Annotated in this window: 15 protein-coding genes; 13 read left to right on the top strand and 2 right to left on the bottom strand. The window is 42.1% G+C overall.

All coding sequences use genetic code 11. The annotated features are described in order from the left end of the window. Nucleotides 1–170 precede the first annotated feature (170 nt). From NQ505_RS22800 to NQ505_RS22760, 10 genes are all read left to right on the top strand, one after another. Nucleotides 171–2,417: a hypothetical protein gene (locus NQ505_RS22800; protein WP_004326652.1), complete on the top strand. Its 2,247-nt coding sequence runs from the start codon at nt 171–173 to the stop codon at nt 2,415–2,417. 271 nt (nt 2,418–2,688) lie between these two features. Then, nucleotides 2,689–3,309: a hypothetical protein gene (locus tag NQ505_RS22795; RefSeq protein ID WP_004326653.1), complete on the top strand. Its 621-nt coding sequence runs from the start codon at nt 2,689–2,691 to the stop codon at nt 3,307–3,309. Nucleotides 3,310–3,454: 145 nt separating this feature from the next. Then, a complete protein-coding gene (locus NQ505_RS26250) occupies nt 3,455–3,769 on the top strand; it encodes a hypothetical protein (protein ID WP_004297096.1) in 315 nt (104 codons plus the stop codon). Between the two features lie 87 nt (nt 3,770–3,856). Then, on the top strand, nt 3,857–6,016 hold the full coding sequence (locus NQ505_RS22790; RefSeq protein ID WP_004326654.1) for a TonB-dependent receptor: 2,160 nt from the start codon (nt 3,857–3,859) through the stop codon (nt 6,014–6,016). Further along, complete coding sequence (locus NQ505_RS22785) at nt 6,013–6,504, top strand: DUF4625 domain-containing protein (protein WP_004309723.1); 492 nt, start codon at nt 6,013–6,015, stop codon at nt 6,502–6,504. Before NQ505_RS22790 ends, NQ505_RS22785 begins: the two co-directional genes overlap by 4 nt. Before the next feature lie 162 nt (nt 6,505–6,666). Next, nucleotides 6,667–7,266: a cytochrome c nitrite reductase small subunit gene (nrfH, locus tag NQ505_RS22780; protein ID WP_004297093.1), complete on the top strand. Its 600-nt coding sequence runs from the start codon at nt 6,667–6,669 to the stop codon at nt 7,264–7,266. Nucleotides 7,267–7,305: 39 nt separating this feature from the next. Continuing rightward, complete coding sequence (nrfA, locus tag NQ505_RS22775) at nt 7,306–8,787, top strand: ammonia-forming cytochrome c nitrite reductase (protein ID WP_008999994.1); 1,482 nt, start codon at nt 7,306–7,308, stop codon at nt 8,785–8,787. A gap of 12 nt (nt 8,788–8,799) precedes the next feature. Beyond that, a complete protein-coding gene (locus NQ505_RS22770; protein WP_004304069.1) occupies nt 8,800–10,035 on the top strand; it encodes a cytochrome c biogenesis protein ResB in 1,236 nt (411 codons plus the stop codon). After that, nucleotides 10,032–10,823, top strand: a complete 792-nt coding sequence (locus NQ505_RS22765) for a cytochrome c biogenesis protein (protein ID WP_004297090.1) — start codon at nt 10,032–10,034, stop codon at nt 10,821–10,823. The genes NQ505_RS22770 and NQ505_RS22765 overlap by 4 nt, the downstream gene beginning before the upstream one ends. 29 nt (nt 10,824–10,852) lie before the next feature. Continuing rightward, nucleotides 10,853–12,133, top strand: coding sequence for an alginate export family protein (locus tag NQ505_RS22760; protein ID WP_008999995.1), 1,281 nt, complete (start codon nt 10,853–10,855; stop codon nt 12,131–12,133). A gap of 151 nt (nt 12,134–12,284) precedes the next feature. Here the strand turns inward: NQ505_RS22760 and NQ505_RS22755 are convergent, their stop codons facing one another. Beyond that, nucleotides 12,285–12,974: a Crp/Fnr family transcriptional regulator gene (locus NQ505_RS22755; RefSeq protein ID WP_008999996.1), complete on the bottom strand. Its 690-nt coding sequence runs from the start codon at nt 12,972–12,974 to the stop codon at nt 12,285–12,287. Between the two features lie 248 nt (nt 12,975–13,222). On the opposite strand from NQ505_RS22755, the gene NQ505_RS22750 reads away from it, so the two are divergent. The 3 genes from NQ505_RS22750 to NQ505_RS22740 all read left to right on the top strand — a co-directional run bounded on the left by NQ505_RS22750 (nt 13,223) and on the right by NQ505_RS22740 (nt 18,001). Continuing rightward, the gene (locus NQ505_RS22750) at nt 13,223–13,762 is read left to right on the top strand and encodes a flavodoxin family protein (RefSeq protein ID WP_008999997.1); all 540 of its coding nucleotides are present in this window, start codon (nt 13,223–13,225) and stop codon (nt 13,760–13,762) included. Between the two features lie 148 nt (nt 13,763–13,910). Next, a complete protein-coding gene (locus NQ505_RS22745) occupies nt 13,911–14,732 on the top strand; it encodes an MBL fold metallo-hydrolase (protein ID WP_008999998.1) in 822 nt (273 codons plus the stop codon). A gap of 17 nt (nt 14,733–14,749) precedes the next feature. Beyond that, complete coding sequence (locus NQ505_RS22740) at nt 14,750–18,001, top strand: S41 family peptidase (RefSeq protein WP_008999999.1); 3,252 nt, start codon at nt 14,750–14,752, stop codon at nt 17,999–18,001. 109 nt (nt 18,002–18,110) lie between these two features. On the opposite strand, the gene NQ505_RS22735 is transcribed toward NQ505_RS22740, so the two are convergent. Continuing rightward, nucleotides 18,111–18,782 (bottom strand): YczE/YyaS/YitT family protein, encoded by a 672-nt coding sequence (locus NQ505_RS22735; RefSeq protein WP_009000000.1) that lies wholly within the window; start codon nt 18,780–18,782, stop codon nt 18,111–18,113. Nucleotides 18,783–18,918: the final 136 nt, after the last annotated feature.

Here is an 18,918-nt window from a genome sequence, read left to right as displayed (position 1 = left end):
TGAAATGAGGTCAACCGGGGCTTACTTCTTAACGGTGGATAACGCTGGTTCGAATCCGGCCTGTTCTACCTCTTTTTATCAACTAAGGTCAAGGAAGACTTACTTCAAAACCGCAGGAATGCTCCATTGATTCACAGTCTTCCGATTACCTTACTTAAAAAAACAAAGTTATGAATAAAGATTTGTTGAAAGTGTCTATCAGGCAGAATGCAATCTATTTGCCTTTGATAGAAGAAGAGAAAAAGCAGGAAGAGTTGACTTCGACTACCATTGCATTGGTAGCCCAACTCCGTAAAGTAGGATATAGCTTGTCCGAAGAACTGCTGCATGCCATTAATCAGTTATATCCGACTCAACAGATGATGATTCTTCAGGTGATGAAAGAAGCATTGGGCGTGACGCTAAACTGGTCTCCATTGGTGAAAGGGTGGGATGTACCTACCGGAGAAACGCGCTTGGATCATCTGGTTACATGGATCGCTAACCTGTTTAATAGCCAGAAAGGCGTTAAACTACCTTGCGGACACGTGATCCCTGATAATACATTCCCTATGGAACGATACAATGGTTGTCCGTTCTGCGGAACCCCGTTCCAAACGGCTACTATGGAATATTTCGGACAGGGAAGTAAACTGAAAGTGCTGGAACTTTGGCAGGACAAGGAGCTGAATGCTTTTTTCTGTGACTTGCTTGAATCGCGTACAGCTCTTGATACCACACAAGCGGATAGCTTGAAAATAATGCTTGGCGAACTTCCGTTACCGGCAGTCGGAATCAAAATGAAGGAGACATTGATGTTGGTGATAGATACATTGGTGGAACAGGATAGAGCGCAGGAAGCGCAAATCTATTTCTCTACTCCGAATGATATATTGCGTTATCTGTGGTATAAGAAAACCGGATTCCTGCAAATCATAGAGCCTAAGACTATTATCCGTAAAACAGGTAGAAACAACACACATATATGTGGAGTTTTGGATAAAAGTCGTTCGGCAGCTCAAGCGAAGCGTGAGGAGTTGAAGTTGAAATATACGCGTCGTGAATGTAAAATGGTAGCTCTTTGGTTGAACAACCTGACAATGGCTCCGGAGAAGGCTTGCGAAATCATGCATCCGAAAAGAGAGATGTGGGTACGTATGATACGTGCGTTGCGTCTGGCGGAATATGCCCGTAAGCCGGAATTCGGAAATTTGAAGGAATTGATGGATATATTCTACCGCGAGGCATATACCGTTTGGCAGGGAGAAGTGGAGCGCAACCGTTTGAAGGCGGATGCGGAACAGACATTTGCTTTGTTAAAGCAGCGACCGGGTATGTTTGCACGTTCTTTATTTGCGAATATGCTTTGGTTCGGAGCGGAAGAGACGTTGGCTGCATTTAAAGAAGTGGTTCATTTGTTGCCGGCACGTTTGGTAGTTACTTTGGGTATGTATGCGGAGAGCTACTTTGAACCGGGACGTAAGAGAATGGTGAAACCTTTAGGGGGGAATGCTCTTTTGATAGAACCACATTATTTGGTGGGTCTGTATATGGAGGATCAGCTAAAAGCGATGGTGAAGGATGTACAGGATTTGTGTAAGGAAGTCGTAGCTGCCCGTTTCGCCAGTGCAACTGTCGAAAGTGAAAACAAAAGTATGTATATTGACCCTATGTTGTTCCATATTCCGTTGGCTATCGGCGATCGTAGCGAAACAATTCAGGATACTTCCTGTGCTTTGCAGGGAACGCGTTTCCCGGTAAAGGGGGATAAAGTGCGATTGTTTATGCAGTGGGGAAAAGGGCTTCCGGCACAGCATCTTGACATGGACTTGAGTTGTCATATCACTTTGCCTTCCACAACAGAAGTTTGTTCCTTCTTCAACTTGCAAGCTATTGGCGCTAAACATAGCGGGGATATCCGAAGTATTCCTAATAAGAAAGGTACTGCTGAATATATCGAGCTGGATTTGAATGAACTGAACCGTGTAGGTGCGGAATATGTCGCTTTCACTTGCAATGCATATAGCAACGGGACTATCTCTCCTAATCTGGTGGTAGGTTGGATGAACTCTGCCTATCCAATGAAGATATCGGAAAGAACAGGAGTAGCTTACGATCCTTCTTGCGTACAACATCAGGTACGTATTTCCCAAAGTTTGCAGAAAGGGCTTGTTTTCGGAGTTCTGAAAGTGAAAGAACGGGAAATCGTTTGGCTGGAAATACCTTTTGGTGGACAGACGATTCTTTCTTTGGATACACAGACCATTGAAAAGTATCTGGATAAGCTGGAAGCGAAAACAACTGTTGGTGAACTGTTAGCTGTCAAAGCACAGGCACAGGGATTGAAGTTAGTTGATATTCCGGAAGCGGACGAGATATATACTCGTGAATGGGCATTGAATACTGCCGCTGTGACTAAATTACTGTTGGGTGATTAAATTCTTGGGAGGAATTGTCTTTTTCCTCCTAAGATTTAAAGGTCGTATCGCATAAAGTTATACCTTTGTATGCGATAGATTAATCGTCTGACTATAGTGTACTTTTCGTCTGACTGTAGTTTAATTTTCGTCTAACTATAGTCAGACGAAAGAGAAACTATAGTCAGACGATTAATTTTATGTATAGTTAGGACTAACTTCTCGTATTGAAGAGATTAAATGTTAGTCAAAAGGAGTATAAATACATAAACCTAATAAAACGAAGATACTTATGAGTGCAAAGTATGATTTATATGAGACACCGGACGTTCAGAATACAGGAGAACAACAACCGCTTCATGCCCGCATTGTCCCAAGCGGAACCTACTCGAAAAAAGAGTTTCTGGAACGTGTGTCCCACTCTTCCCAAACATTTAATTATAATGTGATAGATGCAGTGGTAGGAATTGTGATCGATGAACTTGCCGAAGCTTTATCAGAAGGATATGTTGTAGAACTTGGCGAACTCGGGCATTTTAGCATCTCTTTGAAATGTACGCATAAAGTAATGACTAAACGTGAGATTCGTGCCGAATCAATCTGTTTTGATAACGTGCATTTGCGCACTTCCAAAGGGTTCAAAAGGAAGATTAAGCGTGAAATAGAGTTGGAACGTGTGGACAAATCCAAACACTCTTCTCAAAAAGTGGAATTTTCTATGGAGCAACGCCAACAGCTTTTACAGGAATTTCTAAAGAAAAATGGTGGTATTACCCGATTGGAATATAGTAGCCTGACCGGACTTTCCCGGCTGAAAGCAATAGATGATTTGAATATTTTCATTGAGAAAGGGATTCTTCGTAAACGTGGAGCTGGAAGAACCGTGTTTTATGTCTGGCAACATGAAGAATGATAATCAACTAAAAAATCCTCGTGCTGTTACTGACAGCTTTGTGTTTTTTGTCATTCACGGTAACACATATTAAGATGTATAACTTGCTGATTATTTTTCATACTGTTATATTTGTCCCGCTATTCTATTAATCAATAGAGGGAGAATGTATCAAAAGAAAAATATAAGGGTATATATAGCATGGATGTTATTCATGACATTCATTCCCTTCTTTGTAGTGAAGACCTTTCACTATCATGGAAGTGAGGATGAAAAGTCGTGTTCCCATGCAAAGCATTCTCACCAATCATCTGATGATTGTGCGATCTGCCAATACTCCCTTTCTTTCTTTACTGAACCTCAACCGATAGAATTTCATTGCACACTGACGCTCGTGCCCTACGAGCCGATTATTTACCAGGATAAGGTTGTTTGCAAACGAACTTATTCGCATCATTTACGCGGGCCTCCGGTCGCATGATTACATACTCATATTTTCAATGGAGATAGATTGGCTTTCAATCTATCCTTACATTCATTTTACACATTAAATAAAAGATTGTAATTGATGCGTATCGGAATTATTTCGGGCGTAATAGGGCTATTTGTAACCTTATCCGTCCATGCACAGAAATCCGATTCAATCAAGAGCATGCTTTTGCCTGATGTTGTGGTAACCGAAACGTACCAGCAACGTCAAGCGAAAAAGTCTGCCCTTACGGTTGATGTAGCCGATCAGGATTTTTTGCGCAAACATTTTACAGGAAACTTCATGCAGGCGATGGAGAATATTCCCGGAGTACAGGCAATGGATATTGGTTCGGGCTTCTCCAAACCGATGGTTCGCGGAATGGGATTCAACCGGATTGCTGTATTGGAAAACGGAATCAAACAGGAAGGACAACAATGGGGAGCCGATCACGGACTAGAACTGGATGCTTTCAATATCGGAGCAGTCAATGTATTGAAAGGACCCTCCTCACTGCTTTATGGCAGTGATGCAATGGGAGGAGTGATTGATGTTGTTCCGTCGGCTGTTCCTGCTGATAATCGTGTATTCGGAGATGTCACACTGCTGGGTAAATCAGTCAATGGAACCATCGGAGGATCACTGATGCTGGGAATCAGGAAGAATGCCTGGTACTCCCATATTCGTTATTCGGAACAACATTTCGGTGACTATCGTATTCCGACGGATTCTATTGTCTACCTGACACAAAGAATTCCCATATATGGGCGTAAACTCAAGAATACAGCAGGCATTGAACGCAATATCGGACTTTTTACCCAATATCAACGAAGAGCCTATAAAGCGAATTATGCTGTGAGTAATGTATATCAAAAGACGGGATTCTTTCCGGGGGCACATGGCATACCCGATGCGTCACGTGTGGAAGATGATGGAGACAGCCGTAATATTGAATTGCCATTCAGTAAAGTGAATCACCTGAAAGTGACCACCCACCAGCAATATGCATGGGAGAAACTGATCTTGTCAGGCGATTTAGGTTTCCAGAACAATCACCGTGAAGAGTGGAGTGCTTTCCATACTCACTATGGTTCGCAACCCGCACCGGAGAAAGACCCCGATAAGGAACTTGCTTTTAATCTGAACACTTTCAGTGCTTCGGTGAAAGCTCGTTTTATTGGTTCTTCTTCGTGGGAACATATATTGGGGTGGGATGGACAACATCAACGGAACGACATTTCCGGCTATTCGTTTTTACTGCCTGAATATCGCCGTTCCACTACCGGAATGCTTTGGCTTACGACATACAGACCCAACAATGTGTTTTCAGTCAGCGGAGGAGTGCGATATGACTACGGATATATGAATATCTCTTCGCATGAAGATACTTACCTTGCCGATTATCTTCGGAAACAGGGCTATGATCCGGAACAGATAGACTTCTACAAGTGGAACAGTCACTCTGTGAATAAGCACTACGGTGATTATTCTCTTTCTCTGGGATTGGTATGGACTCCCTCCGACAAACATCTGGTAAAGGTGAATATCGGGCGTAGTTTCCGCCTGCCCGGTGCGAATGAGTTGGCTGCCAACGGTGTACATCACGGCACTTTCCGCCATGAACAGGGAGATGCAAACCTAAAGTCCGAACAAGGCTGGCAACTGGACGCTTCTTATCATCTGAAGTACCGGGGAATTTCTTTCTCCGTCTCTCCATTTGTCAGTTGGTTCAGCAATTACATCTTTCTGCGTCCTACTGGAGAGTGGTCTGTATTGCCTCATGCCGGACAAATCTATCGCTATACCGGAGCAGAAGCGCTATTTGCAGGAACTGAAGCTACCGTAGATGTTGATTTTCTGCGCAACTTCAATTATCGGATTTCCGCTGAATACGTTTACACCTATAATTGTGATGAACATATTCCATTGAGTTTCTCGCCACCTCCTGTTATGCGCAATACATTAACCTGGCAAAAGAATTGGTATATGTTGTATGCAGAATGGCAGAGCATTGCCCGGCAAAATAGAGTGGACCGTAACGAAGACCGTACAGCCGGAGCAAATCTCTTTCATCTGGGTGGTTCATTGAATATTCCGATAGGTGGAAACAATGAGATTGAAATAACCCTGACCGCCCGGAATATATTCGATACCCGATATTACAATCATCTTAGTTTTTACAGGAAAGTTGAAATCCCCGAACCGGGACGTAACTTCCAGATATTAATCAAAGTTCCATTTAAAAAATTACTGAAATGAAAAATAAATTTTATCTCCCAATGATTAGCCTTTTGGCAACAGTTACTTTCATGTTTTCCTCTTGTGATAATGATGACTCCAGTGATACGACCAAACCTCTGATTGAACTTCACGAACCGGAAGAAGGTCAGGCTTTGGAGATAGGAAACGAACATGGGGTTCATTTTGAAATGGATTTGTCGGATGATGTCATGCTGAAATCCTATAAGATTGAAATTCATAGTAATTTCGACCACCATTCACACGGAGGTAATAGCAGGGCTGCACAGGAAACAGTAGATTTTAGTTTCAACAGATCCTACGATGTGTCCGGACAGAAAACCGCCCATATTCATCATCACGATATTGTAATACCGGCCAATGCTACTGCAGGAGATTATCATTTGATGGTTTATTGCACGGATGCCGCAGGTAACGAATCTTATATCGCACGCAATATCAAATTAAGTAATGAGGTGGAAGACGAAGACCATCACCATGATGAATAAGACAATACATAGAGAAAGAATGAGGTGAGGTCAAAAAGGGACGTTTGACACATTCCCATTCTGTTTTTTTACGTAATGAGTATTTTTTCTTTCGAAAGGTGTAATATCTATTACACCTTTTTTGTTTCCAATCCTTTACTTTTGTGAAAAATACTTTTTCGTATGATGAAGTTTCCAATAATAAATCGACTCTTTCCTTCTTATAAATGGAAGGTAGCGGCTGTCATCATTGGCGGTGTTATTGTGGGTGGAGGAGCACTGTTTATGTATATGCTCCGGGCGCATACCTATCTTGGAGATGACCCGGCTGCATGCGTGAATTGTCACATTATGACTCCTTACTATGCAACCTGGTTCCATAGTTCACATGCCCGGAATGCCACTTGCAATGATTGTCATGTGCCGCATGAAAATGCTGTGAAGAAATGGACCTTTAAAGGTATGGACGGTATGAAACACGTGGCTGCATTTCTTACCAAAAGCGAGCCGCAGGTCATTCAGGCTCATGAAGCCAGTTCCGAAGTGATTATGAATAATTGCATCCGCTGTCATACACAACTCAATACGGAATTTGTGAAGACGGGGAAGATTGATTATATGATGTCACAGGTAGGAGAGGGGAAGGCTTGCTGGGATTGCCATCGTGATGTTCCTCATGGTGGAAAGAATTCCCTGTCCGGTACTCCGGGAGCGATTGTTCCTCTTCCGGAATCGCCTGTTCCCGAATGGCTCCGGAAGATGGTGAATCAGAAAGATAAATAAGAAATGAAATACGTAATAAAATAATAAAACCGATATACAATGGAAAAGAAATTAAAATCATGGCAAGGATGGCTGTTGTTCGGAGGTTCAATGGTCGTTGTATTTGTTTTGGGATTATGCGTTTCTGCGTTGATGGAACGGAGGGCGGAAGTTGCCAGCATTTTCAATAACCGTAAAAACGTTATCAAAGGGATTGAAGCACGAAATGAACTGTTTAAGGATGACTTTCCCCGTGAATACCAGACTTGGACGGAGACTGCAAAGACTGACTTTGAGAGTGAATTTAATGGGAATATTGCTGTAGATGCTTTGGAAAAACGTCCTGAAATGGTGATTCTATGGGCGGGATATGCTTTCTCAAAAGATTATTCCACTCCACGGGGACACATGCATGCCATTGAGGATATTACGGCATCTTTGCGTACCGGTTCGCCCATGAGCCCGACTGAAGGTCCTCAACCGTCTACCTGCTGGACTTGTAAGAGTCCGGATGTTCCCCGTATGATGGAGGCATTAGGTGTCGATTCTTTCTATAACAATAAATGGGGGGCTATGGGCGCTGAAATTGTGAATCCTATCGGATGCTCCGATTGTCATGATCCCGAAACAATGAATCTTCATATCAGTCGTCCCGCTTTGATAGAGGCTTTCCAACGTCAGGGTAAAGACATCACTAAAGCTACTCCGCAGGAGATGCGTTCATTGGTATGTGCACAATGTCATGTGGAATATTATTTCAAAGGGGATGGTAAGTATCTGACTTTCCCATGGGACAAAGGTTTTACGGTAGAAGATATGGAGGCTTATTATGATGAGGCCGGTTTCTATGATTATATTCATAAATTGAGCCGTACTCCGATTCTGAAAGCACAGCATCCTGACTATGAGATTTGTCAGATGGGTATCCACGGACAGAGAGGTGTTTCTTGTGCCGATTGTCACATGCCGTATAAGAGTGAAGGTGGTGTGAAATTCAGCGATCACCATATCCAAAGCCCGTTGGCTATGATTGACCGCACCTGTCAGGTTTGTCACCACGAAAGTGAAGAGACTTTACGTAATAATGTGTACGAACGCCAACGTAAAGCGAATGAAATCCGTAACCGTCTGGAACAGGAATTGGCAAAAGCACATATCGAAGCTAAATTTGCCTGGGACAAGGGTGCTACAGAAACACAGATGAAAGATGTGCTCGCACTGATTCGTCAGGCACAATGGCGTTGGGATTTCGGAGTAGCTTCACACGGAGGTTCTTTCCACGCACCGCAGGAAATTCAGAGAATTCTTTCTCATGGATTGGATCGTGCCATGCAAGCCCGTCTGGCTGTATCCAAAGTATTGGCAAAGAATGGATATACGGGAGATGTTCCGATGCCGGACATTTCAACAAAGGCAAAAGCACAGGAATATATCGGCTTGGATATGGATGCTGAAAGAGCGGCTAAGGAGAAATTCCTGAAAACAACTGTTCCGGCATGGTTGGAGAAAGCGAAAGAAAACGGCCGTCTGGCACAGAAATAAGAGAATTTATATATGTGGAGCAAACCATGGAGTTATAAAGAAGGGCTGGTGATTGGCGCAGGATTACTGGTGATAGGGCTATTGCTGCAAATGACAGTGGGAGCCATACATTGGGACCTGTTTGCCTGTCCGGTCAATGTGATTGTGTTAGTGGTTTATATCATTGCTTTGGTAGCCATGCACCTTCTTCGCAAACGTGTCTATTTATTCGGATGGTTGAGTCATTATTCCGCTGCTGTCTCGTCTCTATTGTGGGTGGTCGGCATGACGGTAGTGATGGGACTGATCCGGCAGGCTCCTTCCGGTCATGCTCCGGCTGATCTGCTGGGATTTTCGCAGATGATTTCTTCCTGGCCTTTTGTCCTGCTCTACTTTTGGATGGTCACCGCCTTGGGGCTGACAATCCTTCGCACCGGTTTCTCTTTGAAGATCAGCAGGATTTCTTTCCTACTGAATCATATCGGATTGTTTATTGCACTGATAACAGCCACTTTGGGAAATGCCGATATGCAAAGGTTGAAAATGACAACCCGGATGGGAAGTGCCGAATGGCGGGCTACGGATGATAAAGGTCAACTGATTGAACTTCCGCTGGCTATCGAACTGAAGGATTTCACTATCGACGAATATCCTCCGAAACTGATGTTGATTGATAATGAAACCGGCCGTACGCTTCCCGAAAAATCTCCTGTACATGTATTGTTGGAAGAGGGAGTGACAAATGGCAGCTTGCAGGACTGGCAGCTAACTATTGAGCAATCTATTCCGATGGCTGCTTCTGTGGCTACCGAAGATACTTTGAAGTTTACTGAATTTCATTCGATGGGAGCGACTTATGCTGTCTATCTGAAAGCAGTCAATCAGAAGAATCAAACAACCAAAGAGGGATGGGTAAGTTGCGGTAGTTTTCTTTTTCCCTATAAGGCAATCCGGCTGGATTCTTTAACCAGTATTGTAATGCCGGAACGGGAACCGCAGCGATTTGTATCGGAAGTGAAGATTTACACACAAGAAGGAACGATCACGGGAGGAACCATTGAAGTGAACCGCCCGATGGAGATAGAAGGTTGGAAAATTTATCAACTTAGTTACGATGAAACAAAGGGACGATGGAGCGATATCAGTGTCTTCGAGTTGGTTCGCGATCCGTGGTTGCCGGTTGTTTACACAGGAATAATAATGATGATGGCAGGAGCCATCTGTCTGTTTGTCAGCGCACAAAAGAGGAAAGAGGAGGACAAAGCATGAGTTGGGAATACTTTATACTATTTGCAATAGCCGCACTGGTTTGTTGGGCTTTGGGAGCTTTTGCTGCCTGGAAAGGTACAAAAACGGGATGGGCTTATGGATTTACTTTCTTAGGTCTGGCTATTTTCTTCAGTTTCATTATCGGAATGTGGATTTCATTAGAACGTCCTCCGATGCGGACAATGGGAGAGACACGGCTGTGGTATTCTTTCTTCCTTCCGTTGGCGGGATTGATAACCTATGCACGCTGGAAGTATAAATGGATTTTAAGTTTCAGTTGCATCCTTTCATTGGTCTTTATTTGTATCAATATCTTCAAACCGGAGATTCATAATAAGACGTTGATGCCTGCTTTGCAAAGCCCGTGGTTTGCCCCTCATGTCATTGTGTATATGTTTGCTTATGCTATGTTGGGAGCGGCGACGGTGATGGCCGTCTATCTGCTTTGGTTCAAAAAGAAGGAGATTGAACGGAAAGAAATGGATTTGTGTGACAACCTCACCTATGTAGGTCTGGCATTTATGACATTAGGTATGCTTACCGGAGCTATCTGGGCAAAAGAAGCCTGGGGACATTACTGGGCTTGGGACCCGAAAGAGACTTGGGCGGCAGCTACCTGGTTCGCTTATCTGGTGTATATCCATTTCAGATTGGGCAAGCCATTGAAGGCACGTCCTGCGTTGATTATTCTGTTAGTATCATTTGTCCTGTTGCAAATGTGCTGGTATGGAATCAATTACCTTCCGGCCGCGCAAGGAGTCAGTGTGCATACTTATAATTTAAATTGAAATATCGAATCACTTAAACTTCAATATCAATGAAAACACTTTATTGGTCATTCTTGCTTATGCTATTGCCAAGCATGGCATATACACAAAACACGGAGAAAGAGAATGAATTTACGATGTCTATGCAAATCAGACCTCGTGCGGAGTATCGGAATGGTGCATTGACTCCACGGGATGAAGGGGTAGCTCCTACATCTTTCATCAATAACCGTGCACGCCTTTCGATGGATTATAAACGTTCGGATCTGGAACTAAAGATGTCGGCACAGCATGTCGGGGTTTGGGGACAAGACCCGCAGATTGAGAAGAATGGGCGTTTTATGTTGAATGAGGCTTGGGCGAAACTGAACTTTGGTGAAGGGTTCTTTGCTCAACTGGGACGTCAGTCATTGATTTATGATGATGAACGTATTTTGGGAGGACTGGATTGGAATGTAGCGGGCCGTTACCACGATGCATTGAAGCTGGGATATGCCAACAAAAATAATGAAGTCCATCTGATTCTTGCTTTTAACCAGAATAATGACAATAGAACAAGTGGAGGTACTTACTATGATTCTTCTACCGGACAGCCTTATAAGAATATGCAAACCGTCTGGTATCATTATAAAGCGGACAATGTTCCGTTCGGAGCTTCTTTATTGTTTATGAATCTGGGATTGGAAACGGGGGATAAAGCCACGGATGATTCTCATACCCGCTATTTACAAACAATGGGTACTTACCTCACTTATAAGAATAGTAACTGGAATCTGGATGGTGCTTTCTACTATCAGATGGGTAAGAATAAAGCTGCGGAGAAAGTTTCAGCTTTGATGGGAAGCATACAAGCCGCCTATACGTTTAATCAGACATGGGGAGCCGTGGCTAGTTTTGATTATTTAAGCGGTGATAAAGGAAATGGCGGTAAGTATAAGGCTTTTGATCCTCTTTATGGAACCCATCATAAATTCTATGGAGCAATGGATTATTTTTATGCTTCTACATTTGCAAACGGTTATGCACCGGGATTGATGGATGCTCGTATCGGAGGTCGTTTCCGTCTATCTGACAAGGTAGATATGGAACTTAATTACCATTACTTTAGTACAGCAGTTAAAGTTCAGGACTTAAAGAAATCATTAGGTTCGGAAGTTGATTATCAGATTAACTGGTCAATCATGAAAGATGTGAAACTCTCTGCCGGATATTCTTTTATGCGTGGCACGAAGACAATGGATGCTGTGAAAACGGGCAATCATAAAAGCTGGCAGGACTGGGGTTGGGTATCATTGAATATCAATCCGAAAATATTGTTTGTAAAATGGTAACTCCAAGGAAATAATAAGAATTAAATAGAGAGAGAATTTTTGAAAAGTTTTGAGTTTATAAAATCATCCTTACTACACATATTGCAGTAAGGATGATTTTTTGTTTTAGAGATTTCCCTGATAATTATCTTTATTGTTATGGAATAGATTATTACAGATATTTCTCTAAAGTTATTTGATCTAAAATCACTATTCGTTTTCCTTCCATAGTGACAAGTCCTTCTTTAATCATCTTATTGATTTCCTTAGATAGAGCGGGACGTGATACATTTAAGTATTCGGCAAGTTGGGATTGAGTATGCATGATGTCTACCACCAATGAATCTTTTTTCTTATGTTCATATAGATAAACAATGAATCTTTCCCGCACTGTTTTACGTGAAAGAGGTTTCAGACGGGACACTGTGCAGATATTACAATTACCGGCGATGCAAAGAAAATTATGAAGAACCTGTGGATCCTGACTGATAACCTTAAAGGTCGATTCCTTGGTTGCCATCAATACCACACTGTTTTCGAGAGCGGTAAAAGTGGCGGGCAATGTATTGTTTGAACTGAAGAGATGCGGAGTGGCAAAGGTGCGTGGAGCGATAATATATTCAATCATCACCTCGTTTCCAAGTCCGTCAATAATGTCTGTGCGTAGTTTGCCTTCCAATAATACGTATAGTTTATTGCATGGAGTACCTTGTGTTACAACGATCTCTTTTTTTTCTGCTGCATAGACTACAAATTCCAGCTTTTCAAGCAAAGAAAGTTTGATGTTCAGAGGTAAGTCCCGGAAGAGAGGGATTTGAAACAGCTTTTCTTTATGTGAGTCGGTCAGTAGTATTTTCTTCATTAGTATTATATTGTTCGTATCCTGAACAAAGATATGAATTATATATTAGTGAAAAAAACTTTCAGATCTATTTATTGAATAAATATATACAAGAGACAGAGAAAAAGTACCAGTAAAATATGGAAACTGTAATTTAGGTATCTTTCTCTGTAATTTATCTACATTCGATATACTTTTATTTCTCTACTTTTGCAAAGTGAATCGTTGATAGAAAGAATTCTGAAAATAAAAAGTAATAAAGTAAAGTTATGGCTAAAAAGGTTTTGATTATTTCATCCAGTCCACGTAAAGGTGGTAATTCTGATTTATTATGTGATGAATTTATGAAAGGTGCTCTCGAAGCAGGTAATGAAGTGGAGAAGATTTTTCTGAAAGACAAAACAGTTCATCCTTGTACGGGGTGCAGTGTTTGCAGTATGTACGGCAAACCTTGTCCGCAGAAAGATGATGCAGCGGAATTTGTAGAGAAGATGATTGCTGCAGATGTGATTGTGATGGCAACTCCGGTCTATTTTTATACCATGTGCGGACAGATGAAGATTATGATCGACCGCTGCTGTGCACGTTATACGGAAATAACCAATAAGGAATTTTATTTCATTATTGCGGCTGCGGAAAACGATAAAGCAATGATGGAACGTACCATTGATGGTTTCCGTGGCTTCCTCGATTGTCTGGAAGGACCGCAGGAAAAGGGAACGGTTTATGGAATTGGTGCATGGAAGGTAGGGGAAATTAAAGATACTCCCTATATGCAGGAAGCTTACAAGATGGGAAAAATGGTATAACCTTTTGAAGGATAAAAATAAGGATTCAATCAGAAAGATTGAAAAGTCAAGAATTTTAATTGATTAGATTGCTTGTTCTGCCACAGAATTATTATAATTTTGTGGCAGAACTTTTTATTTTACATTATTTGTTTGATAACTAAACGTCATGAGCTATAAAATAACGACTCTTGTGGAGAATTGTGTCTATGGACGTAAATTGCAGGCAGAGCATGGTCTTTCTCTCTATATTGAGTTCCAAGGGAATAGAATTCTTTTCGATACGGGAGCATCTGACTTGTTTATCCGTAATGCCCGTCTGTTGCACATTGATTTACAAAAAGTTGATTATTTAATATTATCTCACGGTCACAGTGACCATACGGGTGGACTGCGTTATTTTCTGGAATTGAATACACAGGCAACCGTTGTCTGTAAACGTGAAATCTTTTTTCCTAAATTCAAGGATGAACGCGAGAATGGAATGAAGCATACGCAAAATCTTGATCTTTCCCGTTTTCGCTTTATCACAGAGCAGACCGAACTGCTTCCCGGAGTCTTTCTTTTTCCATCTATTGATATTATCAATGAGGAGGATACCCATTTTGAACGCTTCTGGGTTCAGAAAGAAGATGGTTGCAAAATACCGGATACCTTTCAGGATGAATTGGCAATGGTGTTAGTGGAACCGGAAGGAGTTTCTGTGTTGAGCGCCTGTTCTCACCGGGGGATCACCAATATCTTGCGTACCGTTCGGGCTGCATTTCCTGAATCTCCCTGCAAGTTACTTCTCGGAGGTTTTCACATTCATAATGCGGAAAAACAAAAATATCAGATCATTGCAGATTATTTGCAGGAATACCTTCCCCGGCAAATTGGCGTTTGTCATTGTACGGGAGTGGATAAATACGCTTTCTTTTTCAAAGATTTTGGTGACAAAGCATTCTATAATTACACGGGAAAACTAATTCAAACTGATTTTTCGGAATAAATATATAATAAATTGATATGAAGAAACTAATAACTTCGTTAGCACTGGTATTATCAGCATTATCCAGCTATGCAATTACTCCTTTGTGGATGCGTGATGCACGTATTTCACCGGATGGGACCGAGATTGTCTTCTGTTATAAAGGAGATATTTATAAAGTTCCCGCACAAGGAGGAACTGCCGTTCAACTTACCACACAAGCCTCTTATGAAGCCAATCCCGTCTGGTCTCCCGACGGAAAACAAATCGCATTTGCCAGTGACCGGAATGGAAATTTCGACCTGTTCATCATGCCTGCCGACGGAGGTGTCGCCCGGAGACTGACTTACCATTCCGCATCGGAAATTCCCTCGGCTTTTACACCGGATGGAAAGTATGTCCTTTTCTCCGCTTCCATACAAGATCCTGCAAACAGCGCTTTGTTTCCTACGGGAGCAATGACAGAATTATACAAAGTTTCTGTAGACGGAGGGCGTACCGAACAAGTATTGGCAACTCCCGCCGAACTCGTTTGTTTTGATAAAGCAGGAAAGAACTTTCTTTATCAGGACCGCAAAGGTTTTGAGGATGAATGGAGAAAACATCACACTTCATCCATTACGAGAGATATTTGGTTATACAATACCCAAACCGGAAAACATACGAACCTGACAAACCGGGGAGGGGAGGACCGTAATCCTGTATATGCACCTGATGGTAATACAGTCTATTTTTTGAGTGAACGTAATGGAGGTTCTTTTAATGTGTATACTTTCCCATTGAATACTCCACAAGAAGTAAAGGCTGTCACTACTTTTAAGACTCATCCGGTACGTTTCTTGTCTGTCAGCGATAAAGGAACTTTGTGTTATACCTATGACGGTGAGCTTTATACCCAGAAACCCGGTGCCCGTCCGGAAAAAGTAAAAGTAGAACTTGTCCGTGACGATGATGAGCAGGTTGCTGCACTTAAATTCTCACAGGGAGCCACTTCCGCTTCCGTATCTCCGGATGGCAAACAGGTTGCTTTTATTGTACGTGGTGACGTCTTTGTAACTTCAACTGACTATGCTACAACCAAGCAAATCACAAATACTCCTGCAAAAGAAGCTTCCGTCTCTTTTGCTCCGGACAACCGGACGCTGGTTTATGCCAGTGAACGCACCGGTAATTGGCAACTTTACACTGCAAAAATAAGCCGTAAGGAAGACCCTAATTTCCCTAATGCCACTCTTATTGAGGAGGAAGTTTTATTACCGTCCAAAACGGTAGAACGTGCCTATCCGCAATATTCGCCGGATGGTAAAGAGCTGGCTTTTATCGAAGACCGCAACCGTTTGATGGTACTCGATTTGAAAACGAAGAAAGTACGTCAGGTGACGGACGGTTCTACATGGTATAATACCGGAGGTGGATTTGACTACGAATGGTCACCGGATGGCAAATGGTTTACTCTTGAATTTATCGGCAACCGTCACGATCCTTATTCGGATATAGGTATTGTCAGTGCACAGGGAGGAGCGATAACCAATCTGACTAATAGCGGATACATCAGCGGTTCTCCGCGTTGGGTACTCGATGGAAATGCCATTCTTTTCCAGACCGAACGTTATGGTATGCGTGCACATGCTTCCTGGGGATCGCAACAGGATGTTATGTTGGTATTCCTCAATCAGGATGCTTATGATCGTTACCGTTTGAGCAAGGAAGATTTCGAATTGCTCAAGGAACTTGAAAAGGAACAAAAGAAAGCAAAGGAGAAAGATGATAACAAGAAGAAAGACGGTGATAAGGAGAAGGCGGATGAGGAAAAAGTAGACCAGAAAGATATAGTAGTCGAGCTTAACGGTATTGAAGACCGTATCGTACGTCTGACTCCCAACTCTTCTGACTTAGGCAGTGCCATACTATCCAAAGATGGAGAGGACCTCTACTATTTCTCTGCTTTCGAAGATGGATATGACCTTTGGAAAATGAATCTCCGTGAGAAAGAGACAAAGCGTCTGCATAAACTCAATACCGGATGGGCATCGCTGATGCTGGATAAAAAAGGAGATATTTTCTTGTTGGGAAGCCGTAATATGCAAAAGATGGATGCCAAGTCGGATGCTTTGAAATCAATCAGTTATCAGGCTGAAATGAAAATGGATTTGGCAGCTGAACGTGAAGCGATGTTTGACCATGTGTACAAACAACATCAGAAACGTTTTTATAATGTCAATATGCACGGGGTAAACTGGGATGCCATGACTAATGCTTATCGCAAGTTCCTGCCTCACATTGATAACAATTATGATTTTGCAGAACTATTGAGTGAATGGTTGGGCGAGTTGAATGTTTCACATACTGGAGGACGCTATTCTCCCAAAGGTAAAGGTGATGTTACTTCCAATCTGGGGCTTCTGTTCGACTGGGATTATCAGGGAAAAGGGATGCAGATTGCCGAAATTATCGAGAAAGGTCCGTTCGACCATTCGCGTACCAAAGTAAAAGCGGGATGTATCATTGAAAAGATTAACGGTGAGGAAATAACTCCCGATCATGACATCACTTGTCTATTGAATAATAAAGCAGGGAAGAAGACCTTGATTTCAATCTACAATCCGCAAAATAAAGAACGTTGGGAAGAAGTAGTGATGCCGGTTACGAGTGGTCAGCTGAATGGGTTGTTATACAAACGTTGGGTGAAACAGCGGGCGGCAGATGTTGAGAAATGGTCGAAAGGACGTTTGGGATATGTTCATATTCAATCCATGGGAGATGACAGTTTCCGTACCGTTTACTCGGATATTCTGGGAAAATATAACAACTGTGATGGAATTGTGATTGATACCCGGTTCAACGGTGGTGGTCGTTTGCACGAAGATATTGAAATACTGTTCAGCGGTCAGAAATATTTCACTCAAGTAGTCCGCGGACGTGAAGCGTGTGACATGCCAAGCCGTCGTTGGAACAAGCCGTCTATTATGCTGCAATGTGAAGCCAACTATTCGAATGCACATGGAACTCCATGGGTATATAAACATCAAAATATAGGAAAACTTGTCGGTATGCCTGTTCCGGGTACAATGACGAGCGTGTCTTGGGAAACTTTACAAGATCCTTCACTCGTCTTTGGTATTCCTATCGTTGGCTATCGTTTGCCTGATGGCAGTTATTTGGAAAACACCCAGTTGGAACCGGATGTGAAGGTTTCTAATGATCCGGAGATGGTCGTTAAGGGAGAGGATACCCAATTAAAAGTGGCTGTCGATGAACTTCTGAAAGAAATAGATAAGCAGAAGAAGTAAATACAAGTATAATTATAGATGAAATAAAAAGTCGCTTCTTTGAAAAGATTTTGAATCTTTCAAAGAAGCGACTTTTTTATAAGGTGTTTATTTAAAACTGACGCAGGATTTACTTCCAGACTGGTAATAATTTATGGAGGGTCTTTCTCGTCATTATCTTTTGATTCAGGAAACTCACGATATATCCGGTTATGCAGGCTGCAATGAGCGACCCCTCACGTACTCCTTGAATACCTTGTGTCAGTAAGAGAGAGAGAATTACGGCCAACGTAACCAAAGTAATATCAAAATAGACTTTGAACTTTCCGAACTCCTTGTTATAATGGCGGGACGCATATTTCACGAATGCTTCTGCACTCATCATGGCTACTCTCGGTTTAAGTTCGAGAACTACTCCGATAGATTGCACCATGCATCCTGTAAGTAATAAAGCGATTGACATGCCATAATTGGCGGGATGCAGTTCACTTGTCAGCATCATATTAAAATCAATGAATGCCGAAAAGATAAAAGAGAACGGCATTTGAAGAAGAATTTCAATAATATCCTGCCGGGTTCTGTTCTTTCGGATTAACCAGAATTGCCCCAGGATAAGAACCATGTTGATGATGAAGGTGCAAGTACCCAATGACAAAGGACTATTCAAGCTTAATACATAATTGATGCTCGATATGGGAGTAGTTCCTAGTGCCGAGCGTATAATCAATACAATGCCTGCCGCTAAAAAATAGAGTCCGATAACAAATACTAAATACCTCTTGAAAACATCTTTCATTTCCATACCTTTTTGACCTCCTTTATTTATTTTCCTTTCATGCATTGAAAAGGATATGCAAAGGTCCCGTTTTTTACTCTGAAATAGATTATCTAATTCCGTACACTTTTTGTCATATCCGAAACAAATCGTATTTTTACGT

The organism is Bacteroides sp. D2 (genome assembly GCF_025147085.1).
GTDB lineage: Bacteria > Bacteroidota > Bacteroidia > Bacteroidales > Bacteroidaceae > Bacteroides.
The sequence above is the reverse complement of the archived record's forward strand: the minus strand, read 5'-3'. Positions and strand labels throughout refer to the sequence as shown.